We start from the raw sequence: 25,354 nt of genomic DNA, 5'->3' as shown, positions 1-25,354 counted from the left end.
CCCCACCGATCAGCCCCGATCAAGGCGGCCGGAAGGGCTCGCGTCTCAGTCGATGGGGTCGCCGAAGGGCTTGCCGGCCTCGGTGTAGCAGGGCTCGTGGTAGTGCTCCACCCGGTCCCAGGCACCGTCGACGTAGACGTTGCAGATCACCTGTTGATGGCGCTCACGGGCCTTGAACTTCACTCGTTCTTCGCAGTACGAGCACTCGGTCATGGATCCCGCCTCGATCAAGCGAGTGACTGCACGGCTCTTCCACTTGGTCTTTGTTGCGGCTCTGGCCATGCCTCATCATCGGAGGCCCACCCGGAATTCTTAGGGCGACCGCCGACTGTGGCGGGTCAGGCGCGGCTGACGGGCTTGTACTTGATGCGCTGGGGCCGCATGGCGTCGACGCCGTGTTCGCGCTTGCGATAGTCGGCGTAGTCGGTGAAGTTGCCCTCGAACCAGCGCACCTGGGAGTCGCCCTCGAAGGCGAGGATGTGGGTCGCCACCCGGTCGAGGAACCAGCGATCGTGGCTGATGATCACCGCACAGCCCGCGTAGGCCTCGACGGCATCCTCGAGGGCGCGCAGGGTGTCGACATCGAGGTCGTTGGTCGGCTCGTCGAGCAGCAACACGTTGGCGCCCTCCTTCAGGACCTTGGCCAGATGCACCCGGTTGCGCTCGCCACCCGAGAGCGTGCCGACCTTCTTCTGCTGGTCGGAGCCCCGGAAGTTGAAGGACGCGACATACGCCCGTCCGTGCATCTCGCGGCCGCCGATGGTCAGGTTGTCGACGCCTCCGGTGATCTCCTCGTAGACGGTCTTGTCGGGGTCGAGTGTCCGGTTCTGGTCGACATAGCCGAGCGTGACCGTGGGGCCGATGCGCAGCGTGCCGCTGTCGGGCTTCGCCGCGCTGTCGCCCGTCTGCTCCGCGGCCTCGATGATCATCTTGAACAAGGTCGACTTGCCGGCGCCGTTGGCGCCGATCACACCGACGATGCCGGCCGGGGGAAGCGAGAACGAGAGGTCGTCGATGAGCAGCTTGTCGCCGAATCCCTTCGTGATGCCCTCGGCCTCGATGACCAGGTCGCCGAGTCGGGTGTCGGCCGGGATGACGATCTCGAGATCGTTGACGCGGCCTTCGGCGTGCTTTTGCTCCTCGAGCAGCTTCTCGTACTGCTGGAGCCGCGCCTTGCCCTTGGCCTGGCGGGCCTTCGGTGCCATCCGGACCCACTCGAGTTCGCGACGGAGCGTACGAGTGCGCTTGTCGTCGTCCTTTTGCTCCTGGGCGTAGCGGGCTTCCTTCTGCTCGAGAAAGCCCGAGTAGTTGCCCTCGAAGGGCATACCACGACCGCGATCGAGTTCGAGGATCCAGCCGGCGACGTTGTCGAGGAAGTAGCGATCGTGGGTGATGGCGACGACGGTGCCGTTGTAGTCCTGCAGTGTGCGCTCGAGCCAGGCCACGGACTCGGCGTCGAGATGGTTCGTCGGCTCGTCGAGCAGCAGCAGGTCGGGCTTGGACAGCAGGAGCCGAGCCATCGCCACCCGGCGGGCCTCGCCGCCCGACAGGTTGTCGACTGCAGTGTCGCCCGGGGGCGTGCGAAGGGCATCCATCGCGATTTCGACGTTGCGTTGGAGGTCCCACGCTCCCGCGGCTTCGATCTTCGATTCGAGGTCGGCCTGCTTGGCGCCGAGCTTTTCGTAGTCGGCGTCGGGATCGGACCACCCGGCGAGGACCTGGTCGTATTCCGCCAGCAGGCCGGCGACCTCACCGACACCGTCCATCACGTTGCCCATGACATCCTTCGCCGGGTCGAGATGCGGCTCTTGTTCGAGCATCCCCACGGTGAATCCGTCGGTCAGGCGGGCATCTCCGGAGAAGTCCTGGTCGATGCCCGCCATGATCCGCAGCAGTGTGGACTTGCCGGCGCCATTCGGCCCGAGGACGCCGATCTTGGCTCCCGGGTAGAAGGAGAGGGTGATGTCCTTGAGGACGTCACGGTCGGGCGGGATGAACCGTCCGACCTTGTGCATGGTGAAGATGAACTGCGCGGCCATGGCGCATCAAGCTACCGGCGGGTGGCCCGCTTGTTCGCGGTCGTCTTCTTCGCCGCGGTCTTCTTCGCCGGTGCCTTCCGGGCCGGCGCCTTCTTCGCGGTGGCCTTCTTCGCGGTGGTCGCCTTCTTGGTCGTGGCTTTCGCAGTGGTCGCCTTCACCGCGGTTGCCTTCTTGGCCGGCGCCCGCTTGGTGGTCGCCCGCTTGGCCGGCGCCTTCTTGGCGGTCGCCCGCTTGGCCGGCGTCTTCTTGGCCGGCGCCTTCTTCGCGGTGGTCGCCTTCTTGGCCGTGGCCCGTTTGGCGGTCGCCTTCTTCGCTGGACGCGGTGCCGATCGCTCGCCGCCCGGCACGGGCACCAGCCCCGCATCGACGCCGTATCGCTCGTCGTCGTAGCGGTGGATCACGAAATCGACCGTGTCGCCCAACTCGATCACGTCGCGGGCCTTGGTCGGTGGAGGATCACCGAGCAGGCGGTTGGGGAGGTAGATGATGACGTCGTCGACCGACCCGTAGGCACCGTGCGACGAGAACCGGTCGACCTGCGCGGCGATCGTGCTCCCGACGGGGAAGTCGGCCTTGAACGTCTTCCAGGTCGTCGGGTCGTTGCTGCCCTCGCTCGATGCGGTCGCCTTGGGCGTGGAACGACGTGTGGTCGGAGGCGGGGCCGCCGCCTTCCTGGTGCGAGACGCCGGCTTCGACTCGACATCGGCGTTGGTCGCCGACTCGGCTCGGCTTGCCGCTCTCCGCCTGCTCCCGGACGTGGAGTCGGACGCGGCCTCGGTCTTCGGTTTCTCGGCTCGTCGGCCTTCTGCGGTGGCGCGACGGCTCACCGGGCCGCGCACCGGCGAGCGGGCGACATAGATCCAGCCGACGCCGGGGACGGGCTTGCCGCCGATGAGGCGGCCCTCGTCGAAGAGCCACTTGTAGGTTCCGTGGAACTCCTGGAAGGAGTCGTTCGAGAACACGACGGCATCGGCTCGGTCGGCGACCTGGAGGATGAACGCGTCGCCTCGGCCGATCACCCCTGCCGGTGGCGTGAGGATGTCGTTCTCGTCGATGGCCTTGCGGGCCGCTTTGGTCTCCGACGCGGCGACGCGGTGTTCGAAGGTTGCGTCGACGATCACGGTGATCTGCGAGAACTTGTACTCGGCGCTGATGGCGCGGACAGCCTCGTCGAGTTGGGCGAGGCTCGGCTCCTTGCGGCCTTCGGTCGCGAGATTCGATCCGTCGATGACAGCGTGCTTGTGGGCGGGTGCGCCTTTGGACATGAGGGCCAGTCAATCACGCGTCCTAGGGTGCAGCCGTGATCTGTGCAGCTCTGTTCGATTTCGGGGGCGTGATCCTCTCGAGCCCCTTCGACGCATTCAACGCCTACGAGGCCGAGGCGGGGCTTGCTCCCGACACCATCCGCGGCATCAACGCGACCAACCCCGATGTCAACGCCTGGGCCCGATTCGAGCGCGGCGAACTCGACCCCGTCGGGTTCGCCGAAGTGTTCGAGCAGGAGGCGGCCGCGCTCGGCCACGTCGTCGATGCCCGTCGAGTTCTCGACGCGCTCAGGGGACATGTCCGTCCTGAGATGGTCGAGGCGGTGCGGCGGTGCGGGGAGCGGCTCAAGACCGCGATGCTCACCAACAACTTCCGCGATCCGGCCGCAGGAGGCGCACATGATGCCCGGGGTGATCTCGACGCGATCTTCGAGATGTTCGACGAGGTCGTCGAGTCGAGCGTCGTCGGTGTGCGCAAGCCCGAACCGCGCTTCTACGAGATCGCCTGTGAACGACTGGGAGTGCGGCCCGACGAGTGTGTGTTCCTCGATGATCTGGGCGTCAATCTCAAACCGGCCAGGGCGATGGGGATGACGACGATCAAGGTCGTCGATCCCGCCCGGGCACTGGCGGAGCTCGAATCGGTGGTCGGATTCTCACTCACAGATTGAGATTCGGTTGAAATCAAGCTGGAGGTGAGATTAAACTCACCATTATGGTGAGGTCAGGTACATCTCCAGCCATTCATGAGTTCCCGGCCCACACCGGCTACGCCGCCGTGATCATCGACGTGGTCGAGTCGCGAGCTGCACCGTCGCGCGCCGAGTTGCAGGACCACCTCCTGGCGGCGGTGGCGGCTGTCGGTGAACGTGCGGCCGGCCGTCCCGGCGAGGTCCTCGACCCGCTCGCGATCACGGTGGGTGATGAGATGCAGGCGACCTGTTCCTCGGTGCTCGCCGCGCTGCGCCTCGTGGCCGAGTTGCGCCTGCTCCTTCGGGTCGAAGGGATCGACGCTCGAGCCGGCATCGGATGGGGCGCCATCGTGGTCAGAGATCCGGCGCGCGCACCGTTGGCCCAGGACGGCCCCGCCTGGTGGCGGGCCCGGGCCGCCCTCGATGCAGTCGCCGACTCCACCGCGTGGGCCGGCTACGAGCGCCGCACGGCCGCCGACCTTCCTCGGGGCGCTGCGGACGACAGTACGCCCGACAACAGTGCGCCCGACGACCGTGCCGCCACGGCGCCGGGATTGCCTGCACCCCGTCCGCTCGACGTCGTGCCGGGCCCGCTGCTCGACAGCTATCTCGCGCTCCTCGACCGCAACCTCGGTCTGCTCGACGCGCAGGACGCGCTCGTGGTGCTCCACGACCTCGCGGGCGGACCCACCGCACCGCTGGCCGAACGGCTCGGGGTGGCCGCCAACTCGGTGTCGATGCGGCGATCCCGGAATCATCTTCGCGAGTTGACCCACGCCCTGGGAAGCTTGTCGGCGTGAGCACGTTCGCGGTCATCCTCATCGCAGTCGCGGCCGGCGACCTCGTCCACGGGCTGACCGGTGAACCGCGCACGCCGAGGGCGGTCGTCCTCGCGACGCTCGTGGCCGTGATCGTCGGCGGCATCTGCGCCGCACTCACCGGCCAGGACACGGTCGCGTTCTTCGGCGTGCTCTCCCTCAGCGTGGCGATCGTCGCGGGATGGCAGGAGCTGCGCCGTCGCGAGGTCGCCGCGGCGTGGCCCCTCGCCCATCTCGGTGTCGGACTCGCCGCTGCCGTGGTGTTCGACAGTCGGGTCGACATCGCCGACGGCGGGCAATGGCAGTGGATCTGGGAGGACCTCCGGATCCCGGTGCTGCAGTCGACGGGCGACGACCGCGCCCTGGTCGTCATCGGCCTCGGTCTCATGCTGGTGGCCACGGCCAACAGTGTGGTGCGCCTCGTGCTCGCACTCGAAGGGGTCCGGGTCCACGATGCCCCGGACGACTCGGTCAAGGGCGGGCGGGTGATCGGCCCGATCGAGCGTCTGGTGATCTTCGGCTCGTTGATCGCCGGTGCGCCGACGATCGCCGGCTTCGTCGTTGCGGCGAAGTCGCTGCTCCGGTTCCCTGAACTCAATCAGAAGAGTCGGATCCAGGAGACGACCGAGTACGTCGTCATCGGTTCGTTGGCGAGTTGGGGTCTGGCCCTGTGCGCGGCCGTCCTGGGAGCCGGGCCGGGGTAGTCGGCCCGACGGGTCAGACCACCAGCGCGCGTTCGAGGAGTTCGGCCTGTTCCTGGGCGTGCACCTTGATGCTGCCGCAGGCCGGGCTGCCCGACTCGAAGCGACTCACCCGACGGATCGCGTGGGTGTCCTGGTGGCGTTCGTAGAGACGCCCCTTGATCGCGTTCCACGCACCCATGTTCTCCGGCTCCTCCTGCAGCCACACGATCTCGGTGGCGTTGGGGTAGCGGGCGAGCTCCGCGGCGACGGCGTCGAAGGGCCACGGGTAGAGCTGTTCGACGCGGGCGATGGCCACCGGAACGCCGAGACGGTCGCGTTCGGCCTCGGCATCGACGGCCACCTTCCCGCTGCACAGCACGAGTCGCTGCACCGCACTCGGGTCGTCGATGGTGCGGTCGGGCAGCAGCTCCTCGAAGGTCCCCGAGAGCAGGTCGGCGACCGGCGACCGTGACTGCTTGGCCCGCAGCAGCGACTTCGGAGTGAAGACGATCAGCGGGGTGCGATGGTCCTGGAGCATCTGGCGACGCAGGAGATGGAAGAACTGGCTCGCGGTGGTCGCGTTGCAGATCTGCATGTTGTCCTCCGCCGCGAGCAGGAGGAAGCGTTCGATGCGGGCCGACGAGTGCTCCGGTCCCTGGCCCTCGTAGCCGTGGGGGAGCAACATGACGAGGCCGGAGTCCTGCTTCCACTTGTCCTTCGCGGCGACGAGGAACTGGTCGATGATGATCTGGGCGCCGTTGGCGAAGTCGCCGAACTGGGCCTCCCACAGCACGAGCGCATCGCGGTTGGTGATGGAGTAGCCGTACTCGAAGCCGAGCGCGGCGTATTCGCTCAGCAGCGAGTCGTAGATCCACAGGTTCGTGTCGCCCGACGCAAGCGTGGAGAGGGGCACGTAGTCGGCGTTGGTCTCGAAGTCGACCAATGTCGAGTGGCGGTGGCTGAACGTGCCGCGACGGGAGTCCTGGCCGGCCAGGCGGATCGAGGTGCCCTCGAGGAGGAGCGAGCCGAACGCCATGGCCTCGCCGAGGGCCCAGTCGATCTCGCCCTCGGCGAACATCTCGTCGCGCTTGGCGAACTGCTGGGCCAGCTTCGGATGGACCGTGAACCCCTCGGGCGTCGTCGACAGTGCCTGATAGATCCGGTCGACGGCAGCACGGTCGATCGCCGTGCGGAGATGGGGGAGTACACCGACGGGTTCGATCGGCGGCATGGCCCGCTCGTTGGGGTCCTTGACGATCTCGCGGGTCCCGTCGAGCGCGGCCTGGAGACGGGTCTTGAAGTCGTCGAGTGCGGCCTCTTCCTCCTCGGAGGTGAGGTCGCCGCGCTTGACGAGCGAGGTGGTGTACTGGGCGCGCACCGACGGACGGGCGTCGATGCGGCGATACATCTCCGGCAGCGTGTAGCTCGGATCATCGCCCTCGTTGTGGCCGTGGCGCCGGTAGCAGATCATGTCGATCACGACGTCTTTGTTGAACTGCTGGCGGTACGCGAAGGCGAGACGGGCCACCCGCACACATGCCTCGGGATCGTCGCCGTTGACGTGGAAGATCGGCGCCTGGATCATCTTCGCGACGTCGGTCGAGTACTCGGTCGATCGGGCCACGTCGGGCGTGGTGGTGAAGCCCAGCTGATTGTTGATGATGACGTGGATGGTGCCGCCCACGCGATAGCCGTGGATCTGCGAGAGGTTGAGCGTCTCGGCCACCACGCCCTGACCGGCGAACGCGGCATCGCCGTGGATCAGCAACGGGAGGACGGGGTACTCGTCGTAGCCCGAATCGATGTCGATCAGATCCATCTTGGCCCGCACCATGCCGACGACGACCGGGTCGACCGCTTCGAGGTGGGACGGGTTGGCCGCGAGTTCGACGGGGATGGTGTTGCCGTTGCGGCTCTCGAAGACACCGGTCTGCCCGAGGTGGTACTTCACATCACCCGAGCCCTGGGTCATCGATCCGATCGACCCGCCTTCGAACTCGTTGAAGAGCTCGCCGTAGGTCTTGCCGACGATGTTGACCAACACGTTGAGCCGGCCGCGGTGGGCCATGCCCATCACGACGTCGGCCATGCCGGCATCGGCGGCCGCGCCGATCACGGCATCGACCAGCGGGATCGTGCTCTCCGCACCCTCGATGCCGAAGCGCTTCTGGCCGACGTACTTGGTGCCGAGGAACGTCTCCAGCGCCTCGGCCGCATTGAGCCGCGAGAGGATGTGGTGCTGCTCGTCGGACGTGATCGTGCGGTCGGCGCCCTCGAGCTGCTCCTGCATCCATCGTTTCTCGACGGGGTCCTGGATGTGCATGTACTCGACGCCGACGGTGCGGCAGTACGCGTCGCGCAGCACACCCAGCAGATCGCCGAGCGGCATGCGGGCCCGGCCGCCGACCTGGGCGTAGATGCCGGTGTCGGTGCCGGTCAGGAACTCGCGATCGAGGTCCCAGATGGTGAGTCCGTAGGTCGCCGGGTCGAGCTCGGCGTGCATCTTCGGTTCCTTCACCTGGAGCGGATCGAGGTCCGCGATCAGGTGGCCACGCACACGATGCATGTTGATGAGCTGGTTGACCTTGGCCTGCTTCTCGAGCAGCGCGTGATCTCGGTCGACGGGGTTGACGTCGCGCCGCCACTTGACGGCCTCGTAGGGCACGTCGAGGGCGCGGAAGATGTCGACGTAGAAGTCGTCCTCGCCGAGCAGCAGCTCGTGGACCTTCTTCAGGAACATCCCGGATTCAGCGCCCTGGATGATCCGGTGGTCGTAGGTCGAGGTGAGGGTGATGACCTTCGAGACGCCGAGGTCGGCCAGTTTCGCGGGGTCGGCCGCCTCGAACTCGGTCGGGAAGGCGATCGAGCCGACGCCCACGATCAGTCCCTGGCCGGGCATGAGTCGGGGCACCGATTGCAGGGTGCCGATCGTGCCCGGGTTGGTGAGGCTCACCGTGGTGCCGGCGAAGTCGTCGGGTGAGATCTTGCCGTCGCGCACCTTGGTGATGAGCGCCTCGTAGTGATCGAGGAACTCGCGGAAGTCGAGGGTGTCGGCGTCGCGGATGCACGGGACCATCAGGGTGCGAGAACCGTCGGGCTTCTCCAGGTCGACGGCGATGCCGAGGCCGACATGGGGGTGGCGGATGAGACGGGGCTTGCCGTCGGCGTCGGCCTCGTAGGTGTTGTTCATCGCCGGCATCTCGTCGGCGATGGCCCGCACGACGGCGTAGCCGATCAGATGGGTGAAGCTGACCTTGCCGGTCTGCTTGCGGCCCAGATGACCGTTGATGACCTTACGGTTGACCTCGAGCAGCTTCGCCGGGACCTGGCGGAAGCTCGTGGCGGTGGGAACGTCGAGCGACGCCTCCATGTTCGCGACGATGCGCGCGCCGACGCCGCGAATGGCCTCGCCGTGGGGCTCGGACGTCTCGGCCGGTGCCGCGGGCGCAGCGGGCGCAGCAGGTGCCGCAGCGGCGGGCTCGGCGGGTGCCGCGGCAACCGGTGCGGCGGGCTCGGTAGCGGCGGGCTCGGGAGCCGGAGCCGGAGCCGGAGCCGGAGCCGGAGGAGCGGGGGCGGCGGCGCGTGCGGCGGGGCCGCCCCAGTTGTCGAACGGGGCAACGGCTGGGTGGGTGACGACGCTCGAACCGACGTCGATCGGTGCGGCGGCGACCGGCGGTGTCGGGGCCGGCGCACCATTGCGCTCGAAGATCGCCCGCCACTCGGGGGCGACGGAATTCGGGTCGGCGGTCCATTCGGAGCGCATTTCGTCGACGAGCCAGGCGTTGGGGCCGAGATCAGAGGAGTTTTCCGTGGTTGCCACGGGGGGAGTCTACGACGATTCAGCGGCGGTGGCGGGGGAGGCGATCCGGCGAACACGAGCCGGGTAGGGTGCCGCCGTGCGGATCGTCACGTGGAACGTCAACTCGCTCAACGCCCGGCTCGGACGAGTCGAGCGCTGGCTCCGAACCTTCGAGCCGGACGTGCTCTGCCTCCAGGAGACCAAGCTCGCCGACGACGCCTTTCCCGCGCTCGCGTTCGAGGCCCTCGGCTACGAGTCGTTCCATCACGGCGAGGGTCGTTGGAACGGTGTGGCCATTCTCAGCCGGGTGGGACTCGACGAGCCGATCGCGGGGTTCGGTGACGGTGAGGCTCCCGACCCCGAGGCCCGCGTGGCGTGGGCCACCTGCGGCGGTGTCCGGATCGCGTCGTGCTACATCCCCAACGGCCGTTCCCTCGACCACGAGCACTATCAGTACAAGCTCCGGTGGCTCGATCGGCTCCATGCCGACCTCGATGGCCAGTGTCGCCCGTCCGACGATGTCGTCGTGTGCGGCGACTTCAACATCGCGCCCGACGACCGCGACGTCTACGACCCGTCGAAGTTCGTCGACCAGACCCATACCAGCGCCGCTGAGCGCGAGAAGATCGCGATGCTCCTCGATTGGGGCCTGATCGACGTGTTCCGCGAACACCATGCCGATGACGGCCTCTTCTCGTGGTGGGACTATCGCGGCGGCAACTTCCACAAGAAGATGGGCATGCGCATCGATCTCGTGCTCGCCACTCGCAGCGTGGCCGACGGCATCGACACCGCGCTCGTCGATCGCAACGAGCGCAAGGGGCCCAAGGACGATCCACCGAGCGACCATGCTCCGGTGTTGATCGACGGTGCTCGGTGAGTCCGTGCTGACCCCTCTCGACGAGCACGAGCTCCTCGTCTTCTGGACCCAGCTCCTGGTGCTCGTCGGGATGGCGCGGATCTGCGGATCGCTCATGCGCCGGATCAACCTCCCGTCGGTCATCGGGCAGCTCGCGGCGGGCGTCATCCTCGGCCCGTCGATCTTCGGTCGGGTCTGGGGCGACGGTTTCGAGTGGTTCCTTCCCGATCACGAGATCTCCTCGGGCGCGCTCTTGGCCGTCAGCTGGCTCGGCGTCGCGCTGCTCCTCGTCACAGCCGGATTCGAGACCGACCTCGCGCTGGTCCGGCGACTCGGTCGCGCCGCCGCGCTGGTCACGGGATTCAGCCTCGTCGTGCCGCTGATCGGCGGCCTCGCCGTCGGGCTCCTCCTTCCTGAGACGTTCATCGGCGACGATGCCGACCGCACCGTGTTCGCCCTCTTCGTGGCCGCGGCACTTTCGGTCTCCGCGCTCGCGGTGATCGCCAAGATCCTCTCCGAGTTGGGCCTCATGCGCCGCGACTTCGGCCAGATCACGGTCGCCGCGGGCATGGCCAACGATGTCGTCGGGTGGGTCATGCTCGCCGTCTTCACCGGCTTCGCCACCTCGGGATCCGTGTCGTTGTCGGCCGTGCTGAAGACGGTGCTCGGCCTCGGTGCCTTCCTCGCCCTGGCCATGACGGTCGGGCAGCGGGTCGTCGACCGCGCCCTTCGGTGGGTGCGTCGCGACGGTCCCAACCTGTCGGGTGCCATGACCGTCGCCGTGTTCACGATGCTCGCCTACGGCGTCGCCACCCAGGCCCTCGGGATCGAGGCGGTGCTCGGTGCGTTCGTGGCCGGCGTCGTGCTGCACCGGTCGCGCTTCCAGCAGCCCGAAGTTCTCGATCACATCGAGTCGCTGACGACCACGTTCCTTGCGCCGGTGTTCTTCGCCACCGCGGGTCTGCGGGTCGATCTGGGTCTGTTGCGCGAGGGCGACGCGCTGTTCTGGGCCGGCGTGGTCGTCGCCGTCGCGATCGTGGCGAAGTTCGCCGGCGCGTTCGTCGGGGCGCGACTCGCAGGGCAGAGCAATCGCGCCGCGACCGCTCTGGGGGCGGGCCTCAACGCCCGAGGAGCCCTCGAGATCGTGATCGCATCGGTCGGCCTCTCCCTCGGCGTCTTCAACGAGACCGCCTACACGGTGATCGTGATCGTGCCGCTGGTCACCTCGGTGTTCGCCGCGGTCAGCTTGCGCATCGCCGTGCGCGACTGGCTGGGATCACCCGATGAACAGCGCCGTCTCGAACGCGAGGAGGCGCTCAGTCGAAACCTGGTGGTGAAGTCGTCGCGGATCCTCCTTCCTTCCCGGGGCGAGGCGGCCTCGATCGCGGCGGCCCAACTGGTCCAGTTCGTGTGGCCCCCCGAGGCACCGGCGACGATCGTGTCGGTGAGCGAGCGGGGCGAGTGGCCCGACATCTCCGTGGTCGAGGCGGTGCTCGACGAACGCGAGATCGATCATCGTCAGGTCAAGGGAACCGACGTCGCCGGCGAGATCCTGGCCGAGTCGCTCCTCGGCTACGGCGTGATCGCGGTCGGTGTCGCGGAGCGCCACGAGGGTCAGCTCTACTCGCCGATGGTCGACGAACTCCTGCTCCGCTCGACCCTCCCGCTCGTGATCGTGCGGAGGGCCCGCGGTCTCGACCGTCCGCTCCCGGCCGCGTTCGGTCGGGTGATCGTCCCGGTCACGGGCACGCGTTCGAGTCGGTCCGCGCAGGAGGTCGCCTTCTCGATCTCGGCCGCGCTCGGCACCGAGGTCGTCCTGACCCACGTGCTCAACCGGACCTCGCCCCTGCCTCGGATCTTCGGACGTCGCGGTCGCGACAGCGACCCCGAACTCGCCGTCGCCGAACAGCTCGTGGCGGGTGCCGTGAACCTCGCCGCCGAGTCCGCCATCGAGCCCCGGACTCTCGTGCGCGAGTCCGCCACCGCCGGCACCGCGCTCGTCGACGCGGCGCGATCCGAGGCGGCGGACCTGGTGGTGCTCGGTGCCCAGTTGCGCAATGTCGACGGCCGTCCCTTCCTCGGCAACACCGTCGAGACGGTGCTCGAGCAGTCCGACGCGACGGTGGTGGTCGTGGCGCACCCGTACCGGATGCGCAGCGACGGCGCCGACGCTCGCTGATCTGCTCGCCGAGGCGATCAGCCCGGAGCTGCGCTGATCTCGAGCAGTCGGGCGCCGAACCGGCGGGCCTTCCCCGGGCCGACACCGGGCACTGCGGCGAGCTCGTCGATCGACCCCGGACGGATCTCCGCGATGCGACGGATCGCGTCGTCGGAGAGGACTGCGGTCGGCTCGACCCGCGCCGCGTGGGCGGCACCGGCCCGCCAGGAATGGAGCGACTCGACGATCGGCGTGACGAAATCGGTGAGGTCGATGTCGGGGGTCTCGTCTCCGAGTCGGTGCCGGAGTTCGTCGAGATGGGGGGACTCGATGGGAGCCCCGGCGTCGGGATCGACGAAGGCGGCGAGCCATGGCGACGGTGGTCGCCCGAGGACCTTCTCGCCGACCGTGCGCTCGGTGCACCAGGTTGCGTGGAGTTCTCTCTCCGCTCGGGTCACGGCGACGTAGAGCAGGCGCTGCTCCTCGTCGCGGGCCGCACGCGTGCGGGCGAAGGCGATGGGGACGAGGCCGTCCTCGAGGCCGACGATGTGGACGATCGGCCACTCGAGGCCCTTGGCGGAGTGGAACGTCGCCAGCTCGACGGCATCGCCGGCGGTGCCGATCCGATCGTCGTGGCGCAGCGCCGTCACGAACTCCTCGACGCTGGCATCGGGCTCGAGCACGAGGTGGCCGCGGGCGAGATCGAGGAATGCGGCGACCATCGCCGCCCGCTCCGGGTCGAGGGTCGGTGGGTCGGCCGCATGGGAGGTCTGCTCGTCGGCCAGGGCCGCCGACAGGCCGCCCGCCTTGGGCCAGCGGTCGAGGAGGTCGATGATCTCGGGGCGTCGGAGCAGGGCTCCCTCACCACGACTGCGGGTGGGGATGCCGGCGGCCTCGAGGGCGTTGCGCAGCACCGGCAGCTGGGCGTTGGTGCGGGCGAGCACGGCCTGGTGTCGCCAGGGCGCGCCCGGCTTGTGACGGGCCCGGACCGCCAGCGCCACGGTTGCCGCCTCGTCGTCGAGTCCGCACGCGGTGAGCGTCGGCGGATCGCCCCGGAAACGGGCAGCGGGCTGTGGTTCCTTGCCGAGCACCCGACCGGCCGTGGCGAGGATCTCGGGAGTCGATCGGAAGTTGGTGCGGAGGTGCACGACGGCGATGCCGGGAAGGTGATCGTCGATGTTGTCGAGGAACTCGGGTTCGGCGCCGTTCCATCCGTAGATCGCCTGGTCGGGATCGCCCACCACCACGAGCGTCGACTCCGGGCCGAGCATCGACTGCAGGAGTGCGAACTGGAGCGGGTTGACGTCCTGGAACTCGTCGACGAAGAGGTGGCGGTGGCGCCACCGCTGGGCGTCGGCGAACGAGGTCTCCCTGCGCATGGTCGCGTGGCAGAGGGCGAGCACATCGTCGAAGTCGATCATGCGGCGTTCGTGCTTCTGGGCCTGGTACGAGGCGTAGGCCTTCGCGACGAAGTCCGCGGAGCGGGGCGGGCGGCGTTTCGCCGCGGCGGCGGCTTCGCCGTAGTCCTCCGGGTTGATCAGTCGGGCGCGGGCCCAGCCGATCTCGGCGTCGAGATCCGCGATGGTGGCGCGGTCGAGGCGTGGGTGGGTCTTGGCCAGGAACGCCACGCGTCGTTCGACGAGTGTGGGGTGGGTCCGTCCGGTGTGGTCCCAGAACCGGCGGAGCGTGGCGAGGGCGGCAGCATGGAAGGTCCCGGCGGCGACCTCGTCGCGCAGTCCGAGGCGACGGGTGCGGCTGCGGAGTTCGGCTGCTGCCCGGCGGGTGAACGTGAGCGCGAGCACCCGGCGGGGGTCGATCGACCCCTCGGTCGCATGCCAGGCGATGCGTCGGGTCAGCACCCGGGTCTTGCCCGAACCGGCGCCGGCGATGATGCAGAGCGGGTTCGCCGCAGTGGTGACCGCGTCGCGCTGCTGGTCGGTCAGACCGTCGAGGAGCGGAGCGACTTCGGGCACCGGCGAACCCTACCCATTCGATCGCTAGTGTCTCCCGGGTGGATCCGGTCAGTGCACGGGAGTTCGAGCGCTACGTGGCCGACGCTCTCGACGCGTTGCCCGAGGAGTTCGGTCGGCTGATGGAGAACGTCGCCGTCGTGGCGTACGACCGCCATCCGACCGAGGACCTGCTCGGCCTCTACGAAGGGATCCCGCTGACCGATCGCGACGACTACGGCGGCATGGTCATGCCCGATGTCATCTCACTGTTCCGTCTGCCGCTCTGCGAGATCTCCGCAGACGTCGACGAGCTGATCGAGGAGATCACGGTGACGGTGGTCCACGAGATCGCCCACCACTTCGGAATCGACGACGATGCCCTCCACGCCTGGGGCTGGGGCTGAGCAGGGCTACGATCGCGACATGCCTTTCCCACGTCATCTCCTCACCGACGACGAAGACCTGGTGCTCGATCTCCGCCCTCACTGGTGGTTCCTCGCTCCGGCCGGAGCGTTGCTCGCGGTCGCCGTCGTCTTCGGCCTCGGTGCGCTCATCAACGACTCGTGGTGGAGATGGTTCAAGTTCCTCGTCGGCCTGTGGGTCCTCGGTTCCCTCGGCTGGTTCGGGATCCGCTACCTGACCTGGACCACGACGAACTTCGTGGTGACCAACGAACGGGTCATCTCCCGCACCGGCGTGATCTCCAAGAAGGGCATCGAGATCCCGCTCGACCGCATCAACACGGTGTTCTTCAACCAGTCGCTCTTCGAGCGGGCGATCGGCGCAGGCGATCTCGGCATCGAGTCGGCCGGCGAGGGCGGACGTCAGACCTTCACCGACATCCGCAAGCCAAGCCTCGTCCAGAACGAGATCTATCGACAGGTCGAAGGCCTGGAGGATCGCAAGATGCAGCGGATCGGCCAGGCCGCGAGCGGCGGGGCGCCGCCGCCCGAGCCGACGGCGTCGATCCCCGAACAGATCGAGAAGCTCGACCAGCTTCGCCGCCAGGGTGTCCTCACCGAAGAGGAATTCGCTCGCAAGAAGAGCGAGCTGCTCGACCGGATGTAGCGCGGTGGAGCTCTTCGACCGGGCGTTCGGGGAGCTGTCGACGCTCGAACTCCACGACATCATGGCGCTGCGCGTCGACGTGTTCGTCGTCGAACAGGCATGTGCGTATCGCGACCTCGACGGCCGCGACGTCGAGCCCGCCACCCGCCACATCTGGTTCGCCGATGAGGGCATCGTGGCCTACCTCCGTGTGCTCGACGACGGCGACTCCCGGCGGATCGGTCGGGTCGTCACCGCCCCCGCGGCGCGAGGAGAGGGGCGAGCGGCGGAGCTCGTGGACCATGCGGTGGCATCCACCGCGGGACCGTGGGTGCTCGACGCCCAGTCCCATCTCGTGGACTGGTACGCGGCCCGCGGATTCGCGATCGACGGTGCAGAGTTCGTGGAGGACGGCATTGCGCACACCCCGATGCGGCGGGTGTGATCAGCCGTCGAGTCGTGCCACCCGGTCGGGGTCGATGCGAAGGCGGACCTTCGAGCCCGGCGCGGCCGTCTCGGTGAGGCGGAACCGCAGTGCTCCCAGCGCGGTGTCGACGACGATGTCGTGGTGATCGCCGCGGAAGCGGTTCTCCACGACCGTCGCTGCGAGTTGGCCGTCGGGGTCGATGGTCGCCGCGTCGCGTCGGATCACGCAGCGCCCGTCGACGCGATAGTCGTCGACGATGTTGGTGTGCCCCAGGAAGCGGGCCACCTGCTCGGTGCGCGGGTCGGCGAAGAGTTCGGCGGGGTCGGCGATCCGCAGCAGCCGACCGGCGGTCATCACCGCGATCCGGTCGGCGATCGCGAACGCCTCGTCGTGGTCGTGGGTGACGTGGACCGCGGCGGTGCCCGTGGCCCGGAGCACCGCGGGGATTTCGACCGCCAGCCGGTCGCGCAGCGCCCGGTCGAGCGCGGCGAGCGGTTCGTCGAGGAGGAGCAGCCGGGGTGACGGCGCCAACGACCGGGCCAGCGCGATGCGCTGGGCCTCGCCTCCGGAGAGGGTGTCGATGGTGCGGTCGGCGAAACCGGGAAGCCCCACGAGCTCCAGCATCTCGTCGACTCGCCGTTCCTGGGCTGCTCGATCGAGGCCGGCCATGCGCAGACCGAACGCTATGTTGCGACCCGCGCTGCGATGAGGAAACAGGGTCGGATCCTGGAACATGACCCCGATGCCGCGCTGATGCGGCGGTCGGTGCGTCGCGTCCACACCGTCGATCCACACGCCGCCGCGGTCGAGGGGTTGGAGGCCGGCGAGCGCTCTCAGGAGGGTCGATTTTCCGCACCCACTCGGGCCGAGGATCACCACGATCTCTCCGGGCGCGATCGTGATCGACACGTCGTCGAGCGCCCGTGTCGGGCCGAAGTCGACCCCGGCATCGCGCAGCTCCCACATCAGAACGTCCCCTCGTCGGTGCCGCGGGCCGATTCGATCGCGAACACGGCGGCACCCACCACGACCATCAGCACCACGGCGAGGGCCATCGCCTGGCCCCGCACGAGTTCGCCGGGCGTCGACAACATGCGGAACAACGCCTGCGGCGCGGTGAGGGTCTCGGCCCGGCGGGGGATGAACGCGGTTGCCCCGAACTCGCCCATCGAGACGGCGAAGGCGAACGACGCGCCGACGAGCATGCCCCGACCGGCGAGCGGGAGGTCGATCTCGCGGCGCACGCGTCGGGGCGACGCTCCGAGGACGGCGGCCGCATCCCGGAGGGCCGGGTCGATCCGGCGCAGCACGGGCACCATCGTGCGGACGACGAACGGGATGCCCACGAGACTGTGCACGATCGGCACGATCCACCAGCTCGAACGGAGGTCGAGCGGGGGCTGGTCGAGTGCGATCAGCACCCCGAAGCCGATGGTGACGGCACTCGTGCCCAATGGCAGCGTGAGTCCGAGATCGAACACGTGGCCCAGCGCGCCGCGGCCGTGCACCACGACCAGCGCGGCGAGGGCCCCGATCACCAATGCGATCGCCGTCGCCACGGTGGCCGCGAAGAGGGAGTTGCGGATCGCTGTCGTCGCCGGTGCCGGGAGCATCGTCAGACGTGTGCCGAGGGCCCGATAGTTGTCGAAGCCGTAGCGGTCGCCGACCGACAGGGACCGTTCGACGACGACGGCGATCGGCAGGCCGAGCAGGGTGCCGACGACGAGGCCGTTGGCCATCCGCCCCGCGCCCGACCGGGCGACGGTGCTGCGGCGCGGCGTCGCGTGGGTGAGAGGTCGACTCCGTTCCAGTCGGGTGGTGAGCGCGACCAGCGCCAGGACGGCCACCAGCTGCAACGCCGCAAGGGTCGCGGCCGGCCCGAAGTCGGTGCGCACCACGGCGTATCGGTAGATCTCGGTCTCGATGGTCGCCCGCCGTGGTCCGCCGAGGACGAGCACCACTCCGAAGGAGGTGAACGAGAACAGGAAGACGATGGCCGAGGCGGCCGCCACCGCCGGCCGAAGACGGGGGAGGGTGACCTCCACGAACGTGCGGATGCGACCGGCACCGAGCACCCGGGCCTGCTCCTCGAGTCGGCCGTCCAAACCCGACCAGAACGATCCGACCGTGCGCACGACGACCGCGTAGTTGAAGAACACATGGGCGAGGAGGATCGCCCACACGGTGTGGCGGAGACGGATCGTCCCGTCGTCGAGGCCGAAACGGGTGAACAGTTCGCTGAATGCGCCGGCGACGAGGATCGTCGGGAGTACGAACGGGATGGTGACGAGCGCCCGGAGGCGGCGTTGGGCCCGGGCGCTCGAGCGCGCGACCGCGGCGGCTCCGGGGAGCGCGATGGCGAGCGTCAACAGGGTGGACAACGCGGCCTGCCAGACGGTGAACCAGATCGCGTCGCGGGTGCGACCCGAACCGAGGAGTTCGCGCAGCGGCGCGAGACCTTCGTCGCCCGCCCCGCGCCACACGACGGTGGCGATCGGAAACGCGAAGAAGACGCCGAGGAAGGCAGCGGGGACGACGGCGGCCGCCGCGATCAGCCGAGAACGATCTCGACCCATCGATCGATCCACTCGTCGCGGTTGGCCTCGACCTCGGCGGGATCGAGCATGAGGGGGTTCTCGGCCACCTGCGCGTGGGCCGCCCACGTCTCGGGCAACTCGGCGCGGTCCGAGACCGGGAAGACGAACATGCTTTCCGGGATGCCGTTCTGGAACTCCTCGGACAACAGGAACTCGATGACCTGACCGGCCGCTTCGGGATGTGGGGTGCCCGCAAGCACGCCGGCGAACTCGATCTGGCGATAGCACGAGTCGAGCAGGACTCCCGTCGGCGGTTCGTCGATCGGCTCGGCGGCGAACATCATCTCGACGGGAGGGCTCGACGCGTACGACACGACCATGGAACGGTCGCCGCCGCCGGAGGTGAACTCGCCGTAGTAGGCGGACTCCCAGTCGGGGGTCACGCGCACGCCGTTCGCCCGGAGATCCGTCCAGAACTGCTCCCAGTCGTCGGTTCCGGCGATGGTCGCCAGGAGGAAGGCGAGTCCCGGCGACGACGATTCCGGACTCTGGACGACGAGCTGGCCCGCGTTGACGGGGTCGATCAGATCGGCCAGCGACGTCGGCACCGGTCCCGGCAGCGCATCGGTCCAGTAGTTCACGCACACGTCGCCGAAGTCGATCGGGGTGACGCGGTGCTGGTCGTCGATGACGAACTCGTCGGCAACGTCGGCCAGCGCTTCCGCCTCGTAGGGAATGAAGAGTCCGGCGTCGAGCGCCCGCTGCAGGAAGGTGTTGTCGACACCGAACATGACATCGCCGAGAGGGTCGCCGGCGCTGAGGATCGACTGCGAGATCATCTGTCCGGTGTCGCCGGCGGTCACGACCTCGACCGTGATGCGGGTGCGTTCGGTGAACTCGTCGAGCAGCGCGTCCTGCACCGCGAACGAGTCGTGCGTGACCAGTGTGATGGTCACCGATTGGTCGCCACCGGAGTCGGACGAACGGGCGTCGTCGCCGCAGGAGACAGTGAACAGTGCGATGCACGTCAACGACGTGAGGAGACGGATGGGTCGAGTCATGGTTCCTCCGCTGGCATTACCCAGATCAGGTTCAGATGGGTCGCCGACGCGGTTGGTCGACCTCTCAGCCCGGCTGCCCCGAGCTCCCCGATTCGATTGTCGACGGCATTCTATGTGCCGGCCGCGGCCCTAGCCTCTGTCGGATGACAGCGGTCCTCGCGCTCGCCTCGGCGCTGATCATCGGCGGGTCCGACTTCGGGGGAGGCTTGGCGACACGCCACGACTCGACCTTTCGCGTCACGGCAGTTGCCCAGATCTGCGGCGGGCTGATGGCGGTCGTGCTCGCAGTGGTGGTCGGGGCCGACGAGGTCGTCCGGGTCGACGTCGTGGCCGGCGTCATCGCCGGACTCTCGGGCACCTTCTCGTTCATGTGCTTCTACCGCGCTCTGTCGATGGGCGTCATGAGTGTGGTGGCACCCACGACGGCCGTGGTCAGCGCGAGCATTCCGGCGATCGTGGGTGTCGCCCAGGGTCAGGACGTGTCGGCCCTCACCGGTGTCGGACTGGTGGTGGCCGTGGTCGCCATCGTGTTGGTGACCCGTGATGCCGGCGACCATCGAGGCGAGTCGACACCGCGGGACGCGCTGGTGCTCGCGATCACCGCCGGCATCGGCTTCTCGTTGTTCTTCATCGCGCTGGCCGAATCTCACGAGGAAGCCGGGATGTGGCCGCTCGTGGTCGCACGGGTCGTCTCGGTGCCGGTCGTGTGCATCATCGCCTGGCGGGCCACGGGACGGGTGTGGCCCACGGCTCCGATCTCGAGACGGTTGGCGGTCGTCACCGGCGTCGCCGAGATGCTCGCCAACGCCTTGCTGCTCGTCGCGCTGCGCCGCGACGAACTCGCCATCGCCTCCGTGTTCGGGTCGCTCTATCCGATCAGCACCATCGTGCTGGCCTGGGTGTTCCTCCACGAACGGGTTTCACGCGCCCAGTTCGTCGGCGTCGCGCTCGCGCTGGGTGCGCTTGCGCTCGTCGCCCTGTAGCGGATTCCGTCGGCCGGCCGACGGGCGGCGGCCATCGCGGAGCCGGAGGACGAGCACGAGGGCGGTCTCGGCCGGCAGCACAGCGGCCACGAAGTCATGCAGGTCGGTGGGTGTCGGTCATCCATCCGCCGGCGATCAGGAACCGGTCTGGCTCGCCGACAGTGGTCGAGCGGCCGTCGGTCTCCACCAACCATGCGGTCGCGCCGACCGTCTCGATGATCTCGACGGCAACCTGGAGCGGCGCGATGGCCGCTGCAGTGGCGAGCATCTCGGCTCCCGCCGCGCTTGCCGCGACGACCGCGGCCGATCGGGGGTTCTCCGCCGGGCGTGCTGTGAAGGGGTCGATGAGATGGTGGCGGCCGTCGTCGGTTCGTCGCCGGCTCGGCCCCGACACTGCGACCCCGCCGTTGCAGAGGCCGATGAGCGCCGGCGCGTCGACAGCATCGTCGGGTGCCGCGATCTCGACCAGCACCCGGGTGTCGGAACGGATCCGGACGTCGCCGCCGACGGCGACACCGACGTGCGTCGCGTGGCTCTCGGACAGCAGTGAGGCGGCGATGTCGGCGGCCAGGCCCTTGGCGACGCCGCCGAGATCGAACTCGACGCCCTCGGGGATGTGCACGAGTCCTGTCGCCCCGTCGAACGAGACGTGGCCGGTGCGCGTCGGTGCCGGCTCCGGGAGTCCCCACCCGGAGGAGTGTGTGCATCGGTAGCCCGCGGCGCGGACATCGGCGCCGCGTGTCGGGTCGAACCATCCGCGGGTCAGTTGTGTGCCGGCCAGGGCCATCTCGATCGCTCGGGCAGTCGACGGTCGAGCCACGGCGGGCCCGTCCGCCCGATTCAGCTGTGAGAGCTCGCTGTGTGGGAGAAAGCGCGACCAGCGGCACTCGAGCGCGGCGACGACCGCCAGCGCGGCGTCGACGGCGACGTCCGACGCATCGGTCGTGATCTCCACGGCGGCGCCCATCGCCGGCCGGCGGGTGGTCCGCAGCGTTGCGGAACGATGGTGATCAAGAGACATTCGCCTGCGCGATCCTCGGTGGCCCCGCCGATGCGGCGCCGTCATCACCAGGATCTGCGGCGGCCATCAGCCGGACGACAGCGATCGTCACCGCCGCCGTCAGGCCGGATGCAGCCAGGCGACTGCGTCGGGCCGGATGTCGAGTCGTCGGGGGCTGGCGGGCCATGAGCCATTGTGAGCACCCGATCGTGAAGAAACTGTGATGGTGGGGGCATGCTTCATCTCATGCCACGCGCCCGCAACGAAGCGATCGAACTCGAGTACGAGACCTTCGGGAGTCCCGACGACCCGACGCTCATCTGTCTTCCGGGCCTCGGCAACCAGCTGTTGCTCTTCCCCGAGGAGTTCTGTGAGGCGTTCGTGGGCCGGGGTTTCCACGTGATCCGGATGGACAATCGTGATGCCGGGTTGTCCTCCACGACCGCTTCCGACGACGACTACACCCTGAGCGACATGGCCGACGACGTGGTCGCCGTACTCGACCACGCCGGAGTCGACGATGCCGTCGTGCTCGGCGTCTCGCTCGGCGGCATGATCGCCCAGGCGACCGCCATCGACCATCCGGAACGGGTACGGGCACTGGTCTCGGTCATGTCGACCACGGGGGAGCCCGGCATCGGCGCACCCACCGCCGAAGCGATCGCCGCGCTCACCCAGGAGCCCGCCGCGACGATCGAGGAGCAGGTCGACCAGGACGTGCGGGCGCGCGTGATCTGGTCGAATCCCGACTGGTTCGACGAGGACCAGATGCGGGCCTACTTCCTGTCGTGCTACGAGCGGTCGTGGGTTCCGGGCGGGTCCGGGCGCCAGTTCGATGCCGTCGTCCGCAGCGGCGACCGAGCCGACGCACTCGCGGCGCTCACGATGCCGGCGCTCGTCGTGCACGGCGAGAACGACACGCTCATCGACCCGTCCGGCGGGCGGCGAACCGCCGAGCTCGTGCCCGATGCCGAGCTCCTGGTGATCGACGGGATGTCACACGACTTCGTGTACCAGGCCTGGCCCCCGATCATCGAGGCCGTCACCGCGCTGACGGCGCGCACGTTTCGCTAGGGTCCGAAGTCGATTCCGCTGCATCGAGGAGTGTCATGGGACCGCTGGCCGGAGTGAAGATCGTGGAGATCGCGGGGATCGGGCCGGGCCCGTTCTGCGCGATGATGCTGGCCGACATGGGGGCCGACGTGATCCGCGTCGACCGTGCCGGCGCAGTTCGAGGTGGTGATCCCTCGGTGCCGCCGGGCGACCTGATCAATCGGGGCCGCCGGTCCATCGGTGTCGATCTGAAGTCGCCCGAGGGCGTCGAGACCGTGCTGCGACTCGTCGAGCAGAGCGACGGTCTGATCGAGGGATTCCGACCCGGCGTCGCCGAGCGACTGGGCATCGGTCCCGACGACTGCCTGGCGCGGAACCCGGCACTCGCCTACGGCCGGATGACGGGGTGGGGCCAGGACGGCCCGTATGCGCCCACCGCGGGTCACGACATCAACTACATCGCGTTGGCCGGAGCGCTCGAGTCGATGGGCCGGAGGGGGGAGGCACCCGTCCCGCCCCTCAATCTCGTCGGCGACTTCGGCGGCGGCGGTATGTACCTCGCCTTCGGACTCGTGTGCGCGATCCTCGAGGCCCGCGGGTCCGGCCAGGGCCAAGTTGTCGATGCCGCGATGGTCGACGGCGCTGCGTCGCTCATGACCTTCTTCCATGGCTTCCGGGCGATGGGGATCTGGAACGACGAGCGCGGCACCAACCTGCTCGACACGGGCGCCCACTTCTACGACGTCTACGAGTGCAGCGACGGCAAGTTCGTCTCGATCGGCTCGATCGAACCACAGTTCTACGCCGAGCTGCGCGAGAAGCTCGGCCTCGACGACCCGAAGTGGGACGCCCAGATGAGCCGGTCGGAGTGGCCCGGCCTCAAGGAGGAGTTGACCGCGATCTTCGCGACGAAGACCCGCGACGAGTGGTGCGAGATCATCGAGGGATCCGACGTGTGTTTCGCGCCGGTCCTCTCGATGGAGGAGGCGCCGCATCACCCCCACAATGTCGCTCGCGGAACGTTCACCGAGGTGGCAGGGATCACCCAACCTCGCCCGGCGCCGCGGTTCAGCCGTACCGACAGCACCATCGAGCGCCCGCCGCCGCACGCCGGTCAGCACACCGACGAGGTGTTGGCCGAGTTCGGGTTCAGCGGCGACGAACTGGCTGCGCTGCGCGCCGCCGCCGCGATCGCCTGACGTGGCGACCGCCGTCTTCTTCCACGCCCATCCCGACGACGAGTCGATCGCAACGGGTGGCGTGATGGCCCAGGCCGCGGCCGCCGGTCATCGGGTCGTGCTCGTCTGCGCGACCGACGGCGCCGTCGGCGAGCCTGCGGAGGGATCGATTCCGGCCGGATCGACATTGGCCGAGGTCCGACTGGCCGAGCTGCAGGAATCGGGACGGATCCTCGGAGCGAACAGGATCGAATGGCTGGGCTACGGCGACAGCGGGATGGAGAACGAGCCGACGAACGACAATCCCGACTGCTTCTGGCAGGCCGACGTCGAGGAGGCCGCCGAACGGTTGGCCGCGATCCTCCGCGACGAGCGCGCCGACCTGTTGACCGTCTACGACTCCCATGGTGGCTACGGTCACCCGGATCACATCCAGGTGCACCGGGTGGGCCACCGCGCCGCAGAGCTCGCCGGCACCCCGCACGTCTTCGAATCGACGATGAACCGCGACCGGATGCGCGGCCTGGCCGAGTTCGCGTTCGAGGGCGCCGACGACGATCCCGAGCTGGCCCAACGACGCGACGAGATGCGCGACACCGAGATGGGCACCCCAGCGGCCGAGATCACCCACCAGATCGATGTCACGTCGGTGATCGACACGAAGCGTCGGTCGATGGCTGCGCACCCGTCGCAGATCACGCCGGAGTCGTTCTTCCTGAAGATGCCCGACGAGGCATTCGCCGCCGCGTTCGGTGTCGAGTGTTTCATCGAGCGGGGTGCGACTCGGACCGGAGAGCCCTTCGCCGACGACCTCTTCGCCGCGCTCGCGGACGAGTAGCCGCCGGCGTCGGATTCGGGGGAGACTCGTCCCATGTCCCAGGTCATCAAGATCAATGCCATCACCGTTCCCGGAGATCTCGGCGACGAGGTCGCCCGTCGATTCGCGGCGCGGGCCGGTGCCGTCGACGGAATGGACGGGTTCGAGGGCTTCGAGCTCCTGCGCCCCACCGACGATCGAGACACTTGGCTCGTGGTGACCCGCTGGCGCGACGAGGAGTCGTTCACCGCGTGGACCCAGTCGGCTCAGTTCCGTGACGGACACCGTGAGGCACTCGCTGCCGGTGCCGATTCACCGGCGCCCCTGCCGATCAGCGCCGAGCTCTGGAGCTACGAAGTCGAACTGGGTCGCGACGGCGAGTGATCCGAGACCTCCACAGCGTCGTCAGCTGGGTCTTCATCTTCTCCAACGGAGCCGTCGGAGTGTGGGCGATGGCCGCGCACTTCTGGCCCCGATTCCGACATCGTGCCGGTTGGGTGGCGGTCGTCGTCGCCCAGGTCGTGGTGGTGGCACAGGTGATCCTCGGCGTGATCCTGCAGGTGAAGGACGACATCGAGGGGGACCGTCACCAGCTGTACGGCTTCTCCGCGTTCGCCAGTGTCGGCATCATCTTCGCCTACCGCAACGAGATGAAGGACAAGCCCTACCTGCTCTACGGGCTCGGGAGCCTCTGGCTCATGGGCCTCGGCATCCGGGCGCTCGTGCTCTGAGCCGGATTCCCGGCCGTCAGACGCGAACGATGGGGCAGAGCAGGGTGCGCTCGACCCCGGCGATTCCCTGCACCGCGTGCACCACGACCTTGCCGAGTTCGTCCATCGTCGACGCCTCCGCCCGCGCGATGACGTCGTAGGGACCCATGGCCACCTCGGCCGACACCACGTGTTCGAGCCGCGCGGTGGCATCGGCGACGTCGACGGCGGTGCCGACCCCGGCCTGGATGAGGATGTAGGCGGAAACGGTCATGG

24 protein-coding genes and 1 riboswitch are annotated in these 25,354 nt (G+C 68.6%); of the genes, 14 read left to right on the top strand and 10 right to left on the bottom strand.

What is annotated here, in order from left to right; genetic code table 11:
* Nucleotides 1–45: 45 nt before the first annotated feature.
* From R2707_08770 to R2707_08760, 3 genes are all read right to left on the bottom strand, one after another.
* Entirely contained in the window at nucleotides 46–213 is a 168-nt protein-coding gene (locus R2707_08770; protein MEZ5245173.1) for a hypothetical protein, read from the bottom strand.
* Between the two features lie 125 nt (nucleotides 214–338).
* Complete coding sequence (ettA, locus tag R2707_08765; GenBank protein ID MEZ5245172.1) at nucleotides 339–2,039, bottom strand: energy-dependent translational throttle protein EttA; 1,701 nt, start codon at nucleotides 2,037–2,039, stop codon at nucleotides 339–341.
* 11 nt (nucleotides 2,040–2,050) lie between these two features.
* Nucleotides 2,051–3,304, bottom strand: coding sequence for a hypothetical protein (locus tag R2707_08760; GenBank protein ID MEZ5245171.1), 1,254 nt, complete (start codon nucleotides 3,302–3,304; stop codon nucleotides 2,051–2,053).
* A gap of 35 nt (nucleotides 3,305–3,339) precedes the next feature.
* Between R2707_08760 and R2707_08755 the strand changes: the two genes are divergently transcribed.
* The 3 genes from R2707_08755 to R2707_08745 are packed head-to-tail and all read left to right on the top strand — an operon-like array spanning nucleotide 3,340 to nucleotide 5,518.
* Nucleotides 3,340–3,975 (top strand): HAD-IA family hydrolase, encoded by a 636-nt coding sequence (locus R2707_08755; protein ID MEZ5245170.1) that lies wholly within the window; start codon nucleotides 3,340–3,342, stop codon nucleotides 3,973–3,975.
* A 44-nt stretch (nucleotides 3,976–4,019) separates the two neighbouring features.
* The gene (locus R2707_08750; GenBank protein MEZ5245169.1) at nucleotides 4,020–4,796 is read left to right on the top strand and encodes a SatD family protein; all 777 of its coding nucleotides are present in this window, start codon (nucleotides 4,020–4,022) and stop codon (nucleotides 4,794–4,796) included.
* Nucleotides 4,793–5,518 (top strand): hypothetical protein, encoded by a 726-nt coding sequence (locus tag R2707_08745; protein MEZ5245168.1) that lies wholly within the window; start codon nucleotides 4,793–4,795, stop codon nucleotides 5,516–5,518. Before R2707_08750 ends, R2707_08745 begins: the two co-directional genes overlap by 4 nt.
* A gap of 13 nt (nucleotides 5,519–5,531) precedes the next feature.
* Here the strand turns inward: R2707_08745 and R2707_08740 are convergent, their stop codons facing one another.
* The gene (locus tag R2707_08740) at nucleotides 5,532–9,317 is read right to left on the bottom strand and encodes a multifunctional oxoglutarate decarboxylase/oxoglutarate dehydrogenase thiamine pyrophosphate-binding subunit/dihydrolipoyllysine-residue succinyltransferase subunit (GenBank protein MEZ5245167.1); all 3,786 of its coding nucleotides are present in this window, start codon (nucleotides 9,315–9,317) and stop codon (nucleotides 5,532–5,534) included.
* Nucleotides 9,318–9,393: 76 nt separating this feature from the next.
* Here R2707_08740 and R2707_08735 point away from each other — a divergent pair, with 76 nt between their 5' ends.
* On the top strand, nucleotides 9,394–10,176 hold the full coding sequence (locus R2707_08735) for an exodeoxyribonuclease III (GenBank protein MEZ5245166.1): 783 nt from the start codon (nucleotides 9,394–9,396) through the stop codon (nucleotides 10,174–10,176).
* Between the two features lie 4 nt (nucleotides 10,177–10,180).
* Nucleotides 10,181–12,334: a cation:proton antiporter gene (locus tag R2707_08730; protein MEZ5245165.1), complete on the top strand. Its 2,154-nt coding sequence runs from the start codon at nucleotides 10,181–10,183 to the stop codon at nucleotides 12,332–12,334.
* Between the two features lie 17 nt (nucleotides 12,335–12,351).
* Here the strand turns inward: R2707_08730 and R2707_08725 are convergent, their stop codons facing one another.
* Nucleotides 12,352–14,286, bottom strand: a complete 1,935-nt coding sequence (locus R2707_08725) for an ATP-dependent DNA helicase UvrD2 (protein ID MEZ5245164.1) — start codon at nucleotides 14,284–14,286, stop codon at nucleotides 12,352–12,354.
* 38 nt (nucleotides 14,287–14,324) lie between these two features.
* Here R2707_08725 and R2707_08720 point away from each other — a divergent pair, with 38 nt between their 5' ends.
* From R2707_08720 to R2707_08710, 3 genes are read left to right on the top strand one after another with little or no spacing between them, the layout of a single operon-like run.
* Nucleotides 14,325–14,669 (top strand): metallopeptidase family protein, encoded by a 345-nt coding sequence (locus R2707_08720; GenBank protein MEZ5245163.1) that lies wholly within the window; start codon nucleotides 14,325–14,327, stop codon nucleotides 14,667–14,669.
* Between the two features lie 19 nt (nucleotides 14,670–14,688).
* Nucleotides 14,689–15,333, top strand: a complete 645-nt coding sequence (locus R2707_08715) for a PH domain-containing protein (GenBank protein MEZ5245162.1) — start codon at nucleotides 14,689–14,691, stop codon at nucleotides 15,331–15,333.
* Nucleotides 15,334–15,337: 4 nt separating this feature from the next.
* Nucleotides 15,338–15,757 carry a GNAT family N-acetyltransferase gene (locus R2707_08710; protein ID MEZ5245161.1) on the top strand — a complete coding sequence of 140 codons (420 nt, stop codon included), beginning with the start codon at nucleotides 15,338–15,340 and terminating at the stop codon, nucleotides 15,755–15,757.
* Here the strand turns inward: R2707_08710 and R2707_08705 are convergent, their stop codons facing one another.
* From R2707_08705 to R2707_08695, 3 genes are all read right to left on the bottom strand, one after another.
* Entirely contained in the window at nucleotides 15,758–16,705 is a 948-nt protein-coding gene (locus R2707_08705; protein ID MEZ5245160.1) for an ABC transporter ATP-binding protein, read from the bottom strand.
* Nucleotides 16,705–18,315 carry an iron ABC transporter permease gene (locus R2707_08700; protein ID MEZ5245159.1) on the bottom strand — a complete coding sequence of 537 codons (1,611 nt, stop codon included), beginning with the start codon at nucleotides 18,313–18,315 and terminating at the stop codon, nucleotides 16,705–16,707. Before R2707_08700 ends, R2707_08705 begins: the two co-directional genes overlap by 1 nt.
* A complete protein-coding gene (locus R2707_08695) occupies nucleotides 18,291–19,337 on the bottom strand; it encodes a thiamine ABC transporter substrate-binding protein (GenBank protein MEZ5245158.1) in 1,047 nt (348 codons plus the stop codon). Before R2707_08695 ends, R2707_08700 begins: the two co-directional genes overlap by 25 nt.
* Nucleotides 19,323–19,437: riboswitch (TPP riboswitch) on the bottom strand. Its footprint overlaps the gene before it by 15 nt.
* 43 nt (nucleotides 19,438–19,480) lie before the next feature.
* On the opposite strand from R2707_08695, the gene R2707_08690 reads away from it, so the two are divergent.
* Nucleotides 19,481–20,320, top strand: a complete 840-nt coding sequence (locus R2707_08690; GenBank protein ID MEZ5245157.1) for an EamA family transporter — start codon at nucleotides 19,481–19,483, stop codon at nucleotides 20,318–20,320.
* A gap of 94 nt (nucleotides 20,321–20,414) precedes the next feature.
* Here R2707_08690 and R2707_08685 read toward each other — a convergent pair whose 3' ends face one another.
* On the bottom strand, nucleotides 20,415–21,341 hold the full coding sequence (locus R2707_08685; protein ID MEZ5245156.1) for an FAD:protein FMN transferase: 927 nt from the start codon (nucleotides 21,339–21,341) through the stop codon (nucleotides 20,415–20,417).
* 213 nt (nucleotides 21,342–21,554) lie between these two features.
* Here R2707_08685 and R2707_08680 point away from each other — a divergent pair, with 213 nt between their 5' ends.
* The 5 genes from R2707_08680 to R2707_08660 are packed head-to-tail and all read left to right on the top strand — an operon-like array spanning nucleotide 21,555 to nucleotide 25,099.
* The gene (locus R2707_08680; protein MEZ5245155.1) at nucleotides 21,555–22,394 is read left to right on the top strand and encodes an alpha/beta hydrolase; all 840 of its coding nucleotides are present in this window, start codon (nucleotides 21,555–21,557) and stop codon (nucleotides 22,392–22,394) included.
* Between the two features lie 35 nt (nucleotides 22,395–22,429).
* On the top strand, nucleotides 22,430–23,572 hold the full coding sequence (locus R2707_08675; GenBank protein ID MEZ5245154.1) for a CaiB/BaiF CoA-transferase family protein: 1,143 nt from the start codon (nucleotides 22,430–22,432) through the stop codon (nucleotides 23,570–23,572).
* Nucleotide 23,573: 1 nt separating this feature from the next.
* On the top strand, nucleotides 23,574–24,389 hold the full coding sequence (locus tag R2707_08670) for a PIG-L family deacetylase (protein ID MEZ5245153.1): 816 nt from the start codon (nucleotides 23,574–23,576) through the stop codon (nucleotides 24,387–24,389).
* A 33-nt stretch (nucleotides 24,390–24,422) separates the two neighbouring features.
* Nucleotides 24,423–24,752 (top strand): antibiotic biosynthesis monooxygenase, encoded by a 330-nt coding sequence (locus tag R2707_08665; GenBank protein ID MEZ5245152.1) that lies wholly within the window; start codon nucleotides 24,423–24,425, stop codon nucleotides 24,750–24,752.
* Nucleotides 24,749–25,099 (top strand): hypothetical protein, encoded by a 351-nt coding sequence (locus tag R2707_08660; protein ID MEZ5245151.1) that lies wholly within the window; start codon nucleotides 24,749–24,751, stop codon nucleotides 25,097–25,099. The genes R2707_08665 and R2707_08660 overlap by 4 nt, the downstream gene beginning before the upstream one ends.
* 16 nt (nucleotides 25,100–25,115) lie before the next feature.
* On the opposite strand, the gene R2707_08655 is transcribed toward R2707_08660, so the two are convergent.
* Nucleotides 25,116–25,352 carry an Lrp/AsnC ligand binding domain-containing protein gene (locus tag R2707_08655; protein ID MEZ5245150.1) on the bottom strand — a complete coding sequence of 79 codons (237 nt, stop codon included), beginning with the start codon at nucleotides 25,350–25,352 and terminating at the stop codon, nucleotides 25,116–25,118.
* Nucleotides 25,353–25,354 lie beyond the last annotated feature (2 nt).

The sequence above is a fragment of the Acidimicrobiales bacterium genome (assembly GCA_041394245.1).
GTDB lineage: Bacteria > Actinomycetota > Acidimicrobiia > Acidimicrobiales > Aldehydirespiratoraceae > JAJRXC01.
The sequence above is the reverse complement of the archived record's forward strand: the minus strand, read 5'-3'. Positions and strand labels throughout refer to the sequence as shown.

What these genes read in the sequence shown, in the direction of transcription:
- R2707_08770 (MEZ5245173.1), bottom strand. Translation starts at nt 213, where the DNA reads ATGACCGAGTGCTCGTACTGCGAAGAACGAGTGAAGTTCAAGGCCCGT.
- ettA (MEZ5245172.1), bottom strand. Translation starts at nt 2,039, where the DNA reads ATGGCCGCGCAGTTCATCTTCACCATGCACAAGGTCGGACGGTTCATC.
- R2707_08760 (MEZ5245171.1), bottom strand. Translation starts at nt 3,304, where the DNA reads ATGTCCAAAGGCGCACCCGCCCACAAGCACGCTGTCATCGACGGATCG.
- R2707_08750 (MEZ5245169.1), top strand. Translation starts at nt 4,020, where the DNA reads ATGGTGAGGTCAGGTACATCTCCAGCCATTCATGAGTTCCCGGCCCAC.
- R2707_08715 (MEZ5245162.1), top strand. Translation starts at nt 14,689, where the DNA reads ATGCCTTTCCCACGTCATCTCCTCACCGACGACGAAGACCTGGTGCTC.
- R2707_08705 (MEZ5245160.1), bottom strand. Translation starts at nt 16,705, where the DNA reads ATGTGGGAGCTGCGCGATGCCGGGGTCGACTTCGGCCCGACACGGGCG.
- R2707_08700 (MEZ5245159.1), bottom strand. Translation starts at nt 18,315, where the DNA reads ATGGGTCGAGATCGTTCTCGGCTGATCGCGGCGGCCGCCGTCGTCCCC.
- R2707_08695 (MEZ5245158.1), bottom strand. Translation starts at nt 19,337, where the DNA reads ATGACTCGACCCATCCGTCTCCTCACGTCGTTGACGTGCATCGCACTG.
- R2707_08690 (MEZ5245157.1), top strand. Translation starts at nt 19,481, where the DNA reads ATGACAGCGGTCCTCGCGCTCGCCTCGGCGCTGATCATCGGCGGGTCC.
- R2707_08685 (MEZ5245156.1), bottom strand. Translation starts at nt 21,341, where the DNA reads ATGTCTCTTGATCACCATCGTTCCGCAACGCTGCGGACCACCCGCCGG.
- R2707_08680 (MEZ5245155.1), top strand. Translation starts at nt 21,555, where the DNA reads ATGCTTCATCTCATGCCACGCGCCCGCAACGAAGCGATCGAACTCGAG.
- R2707_08675 (MEZ5245154.1), top strand. Translation starts at nt 22,430, where the DNA reads ATGGGACCGCTGGCCGGAGTGAAGATCGTGGAGATCGCGGGGATCGGG.
- R2707_08665 (MEZ5245152.1), top strand. Translation starts at nt 24,423, where the DNA reads ATGTCCCAGGTCATCAAGATCAATGCCATCACCGTTCCCGGAGATCTC.
- R2707_08655 (MEZ5245150.1), bottom strand. Translation starts at nt 25,352, where the DNA reads ATGACCGTTTCCGCCTACATCCTCATCCAGGCCGGGGTCGGCACCGCC.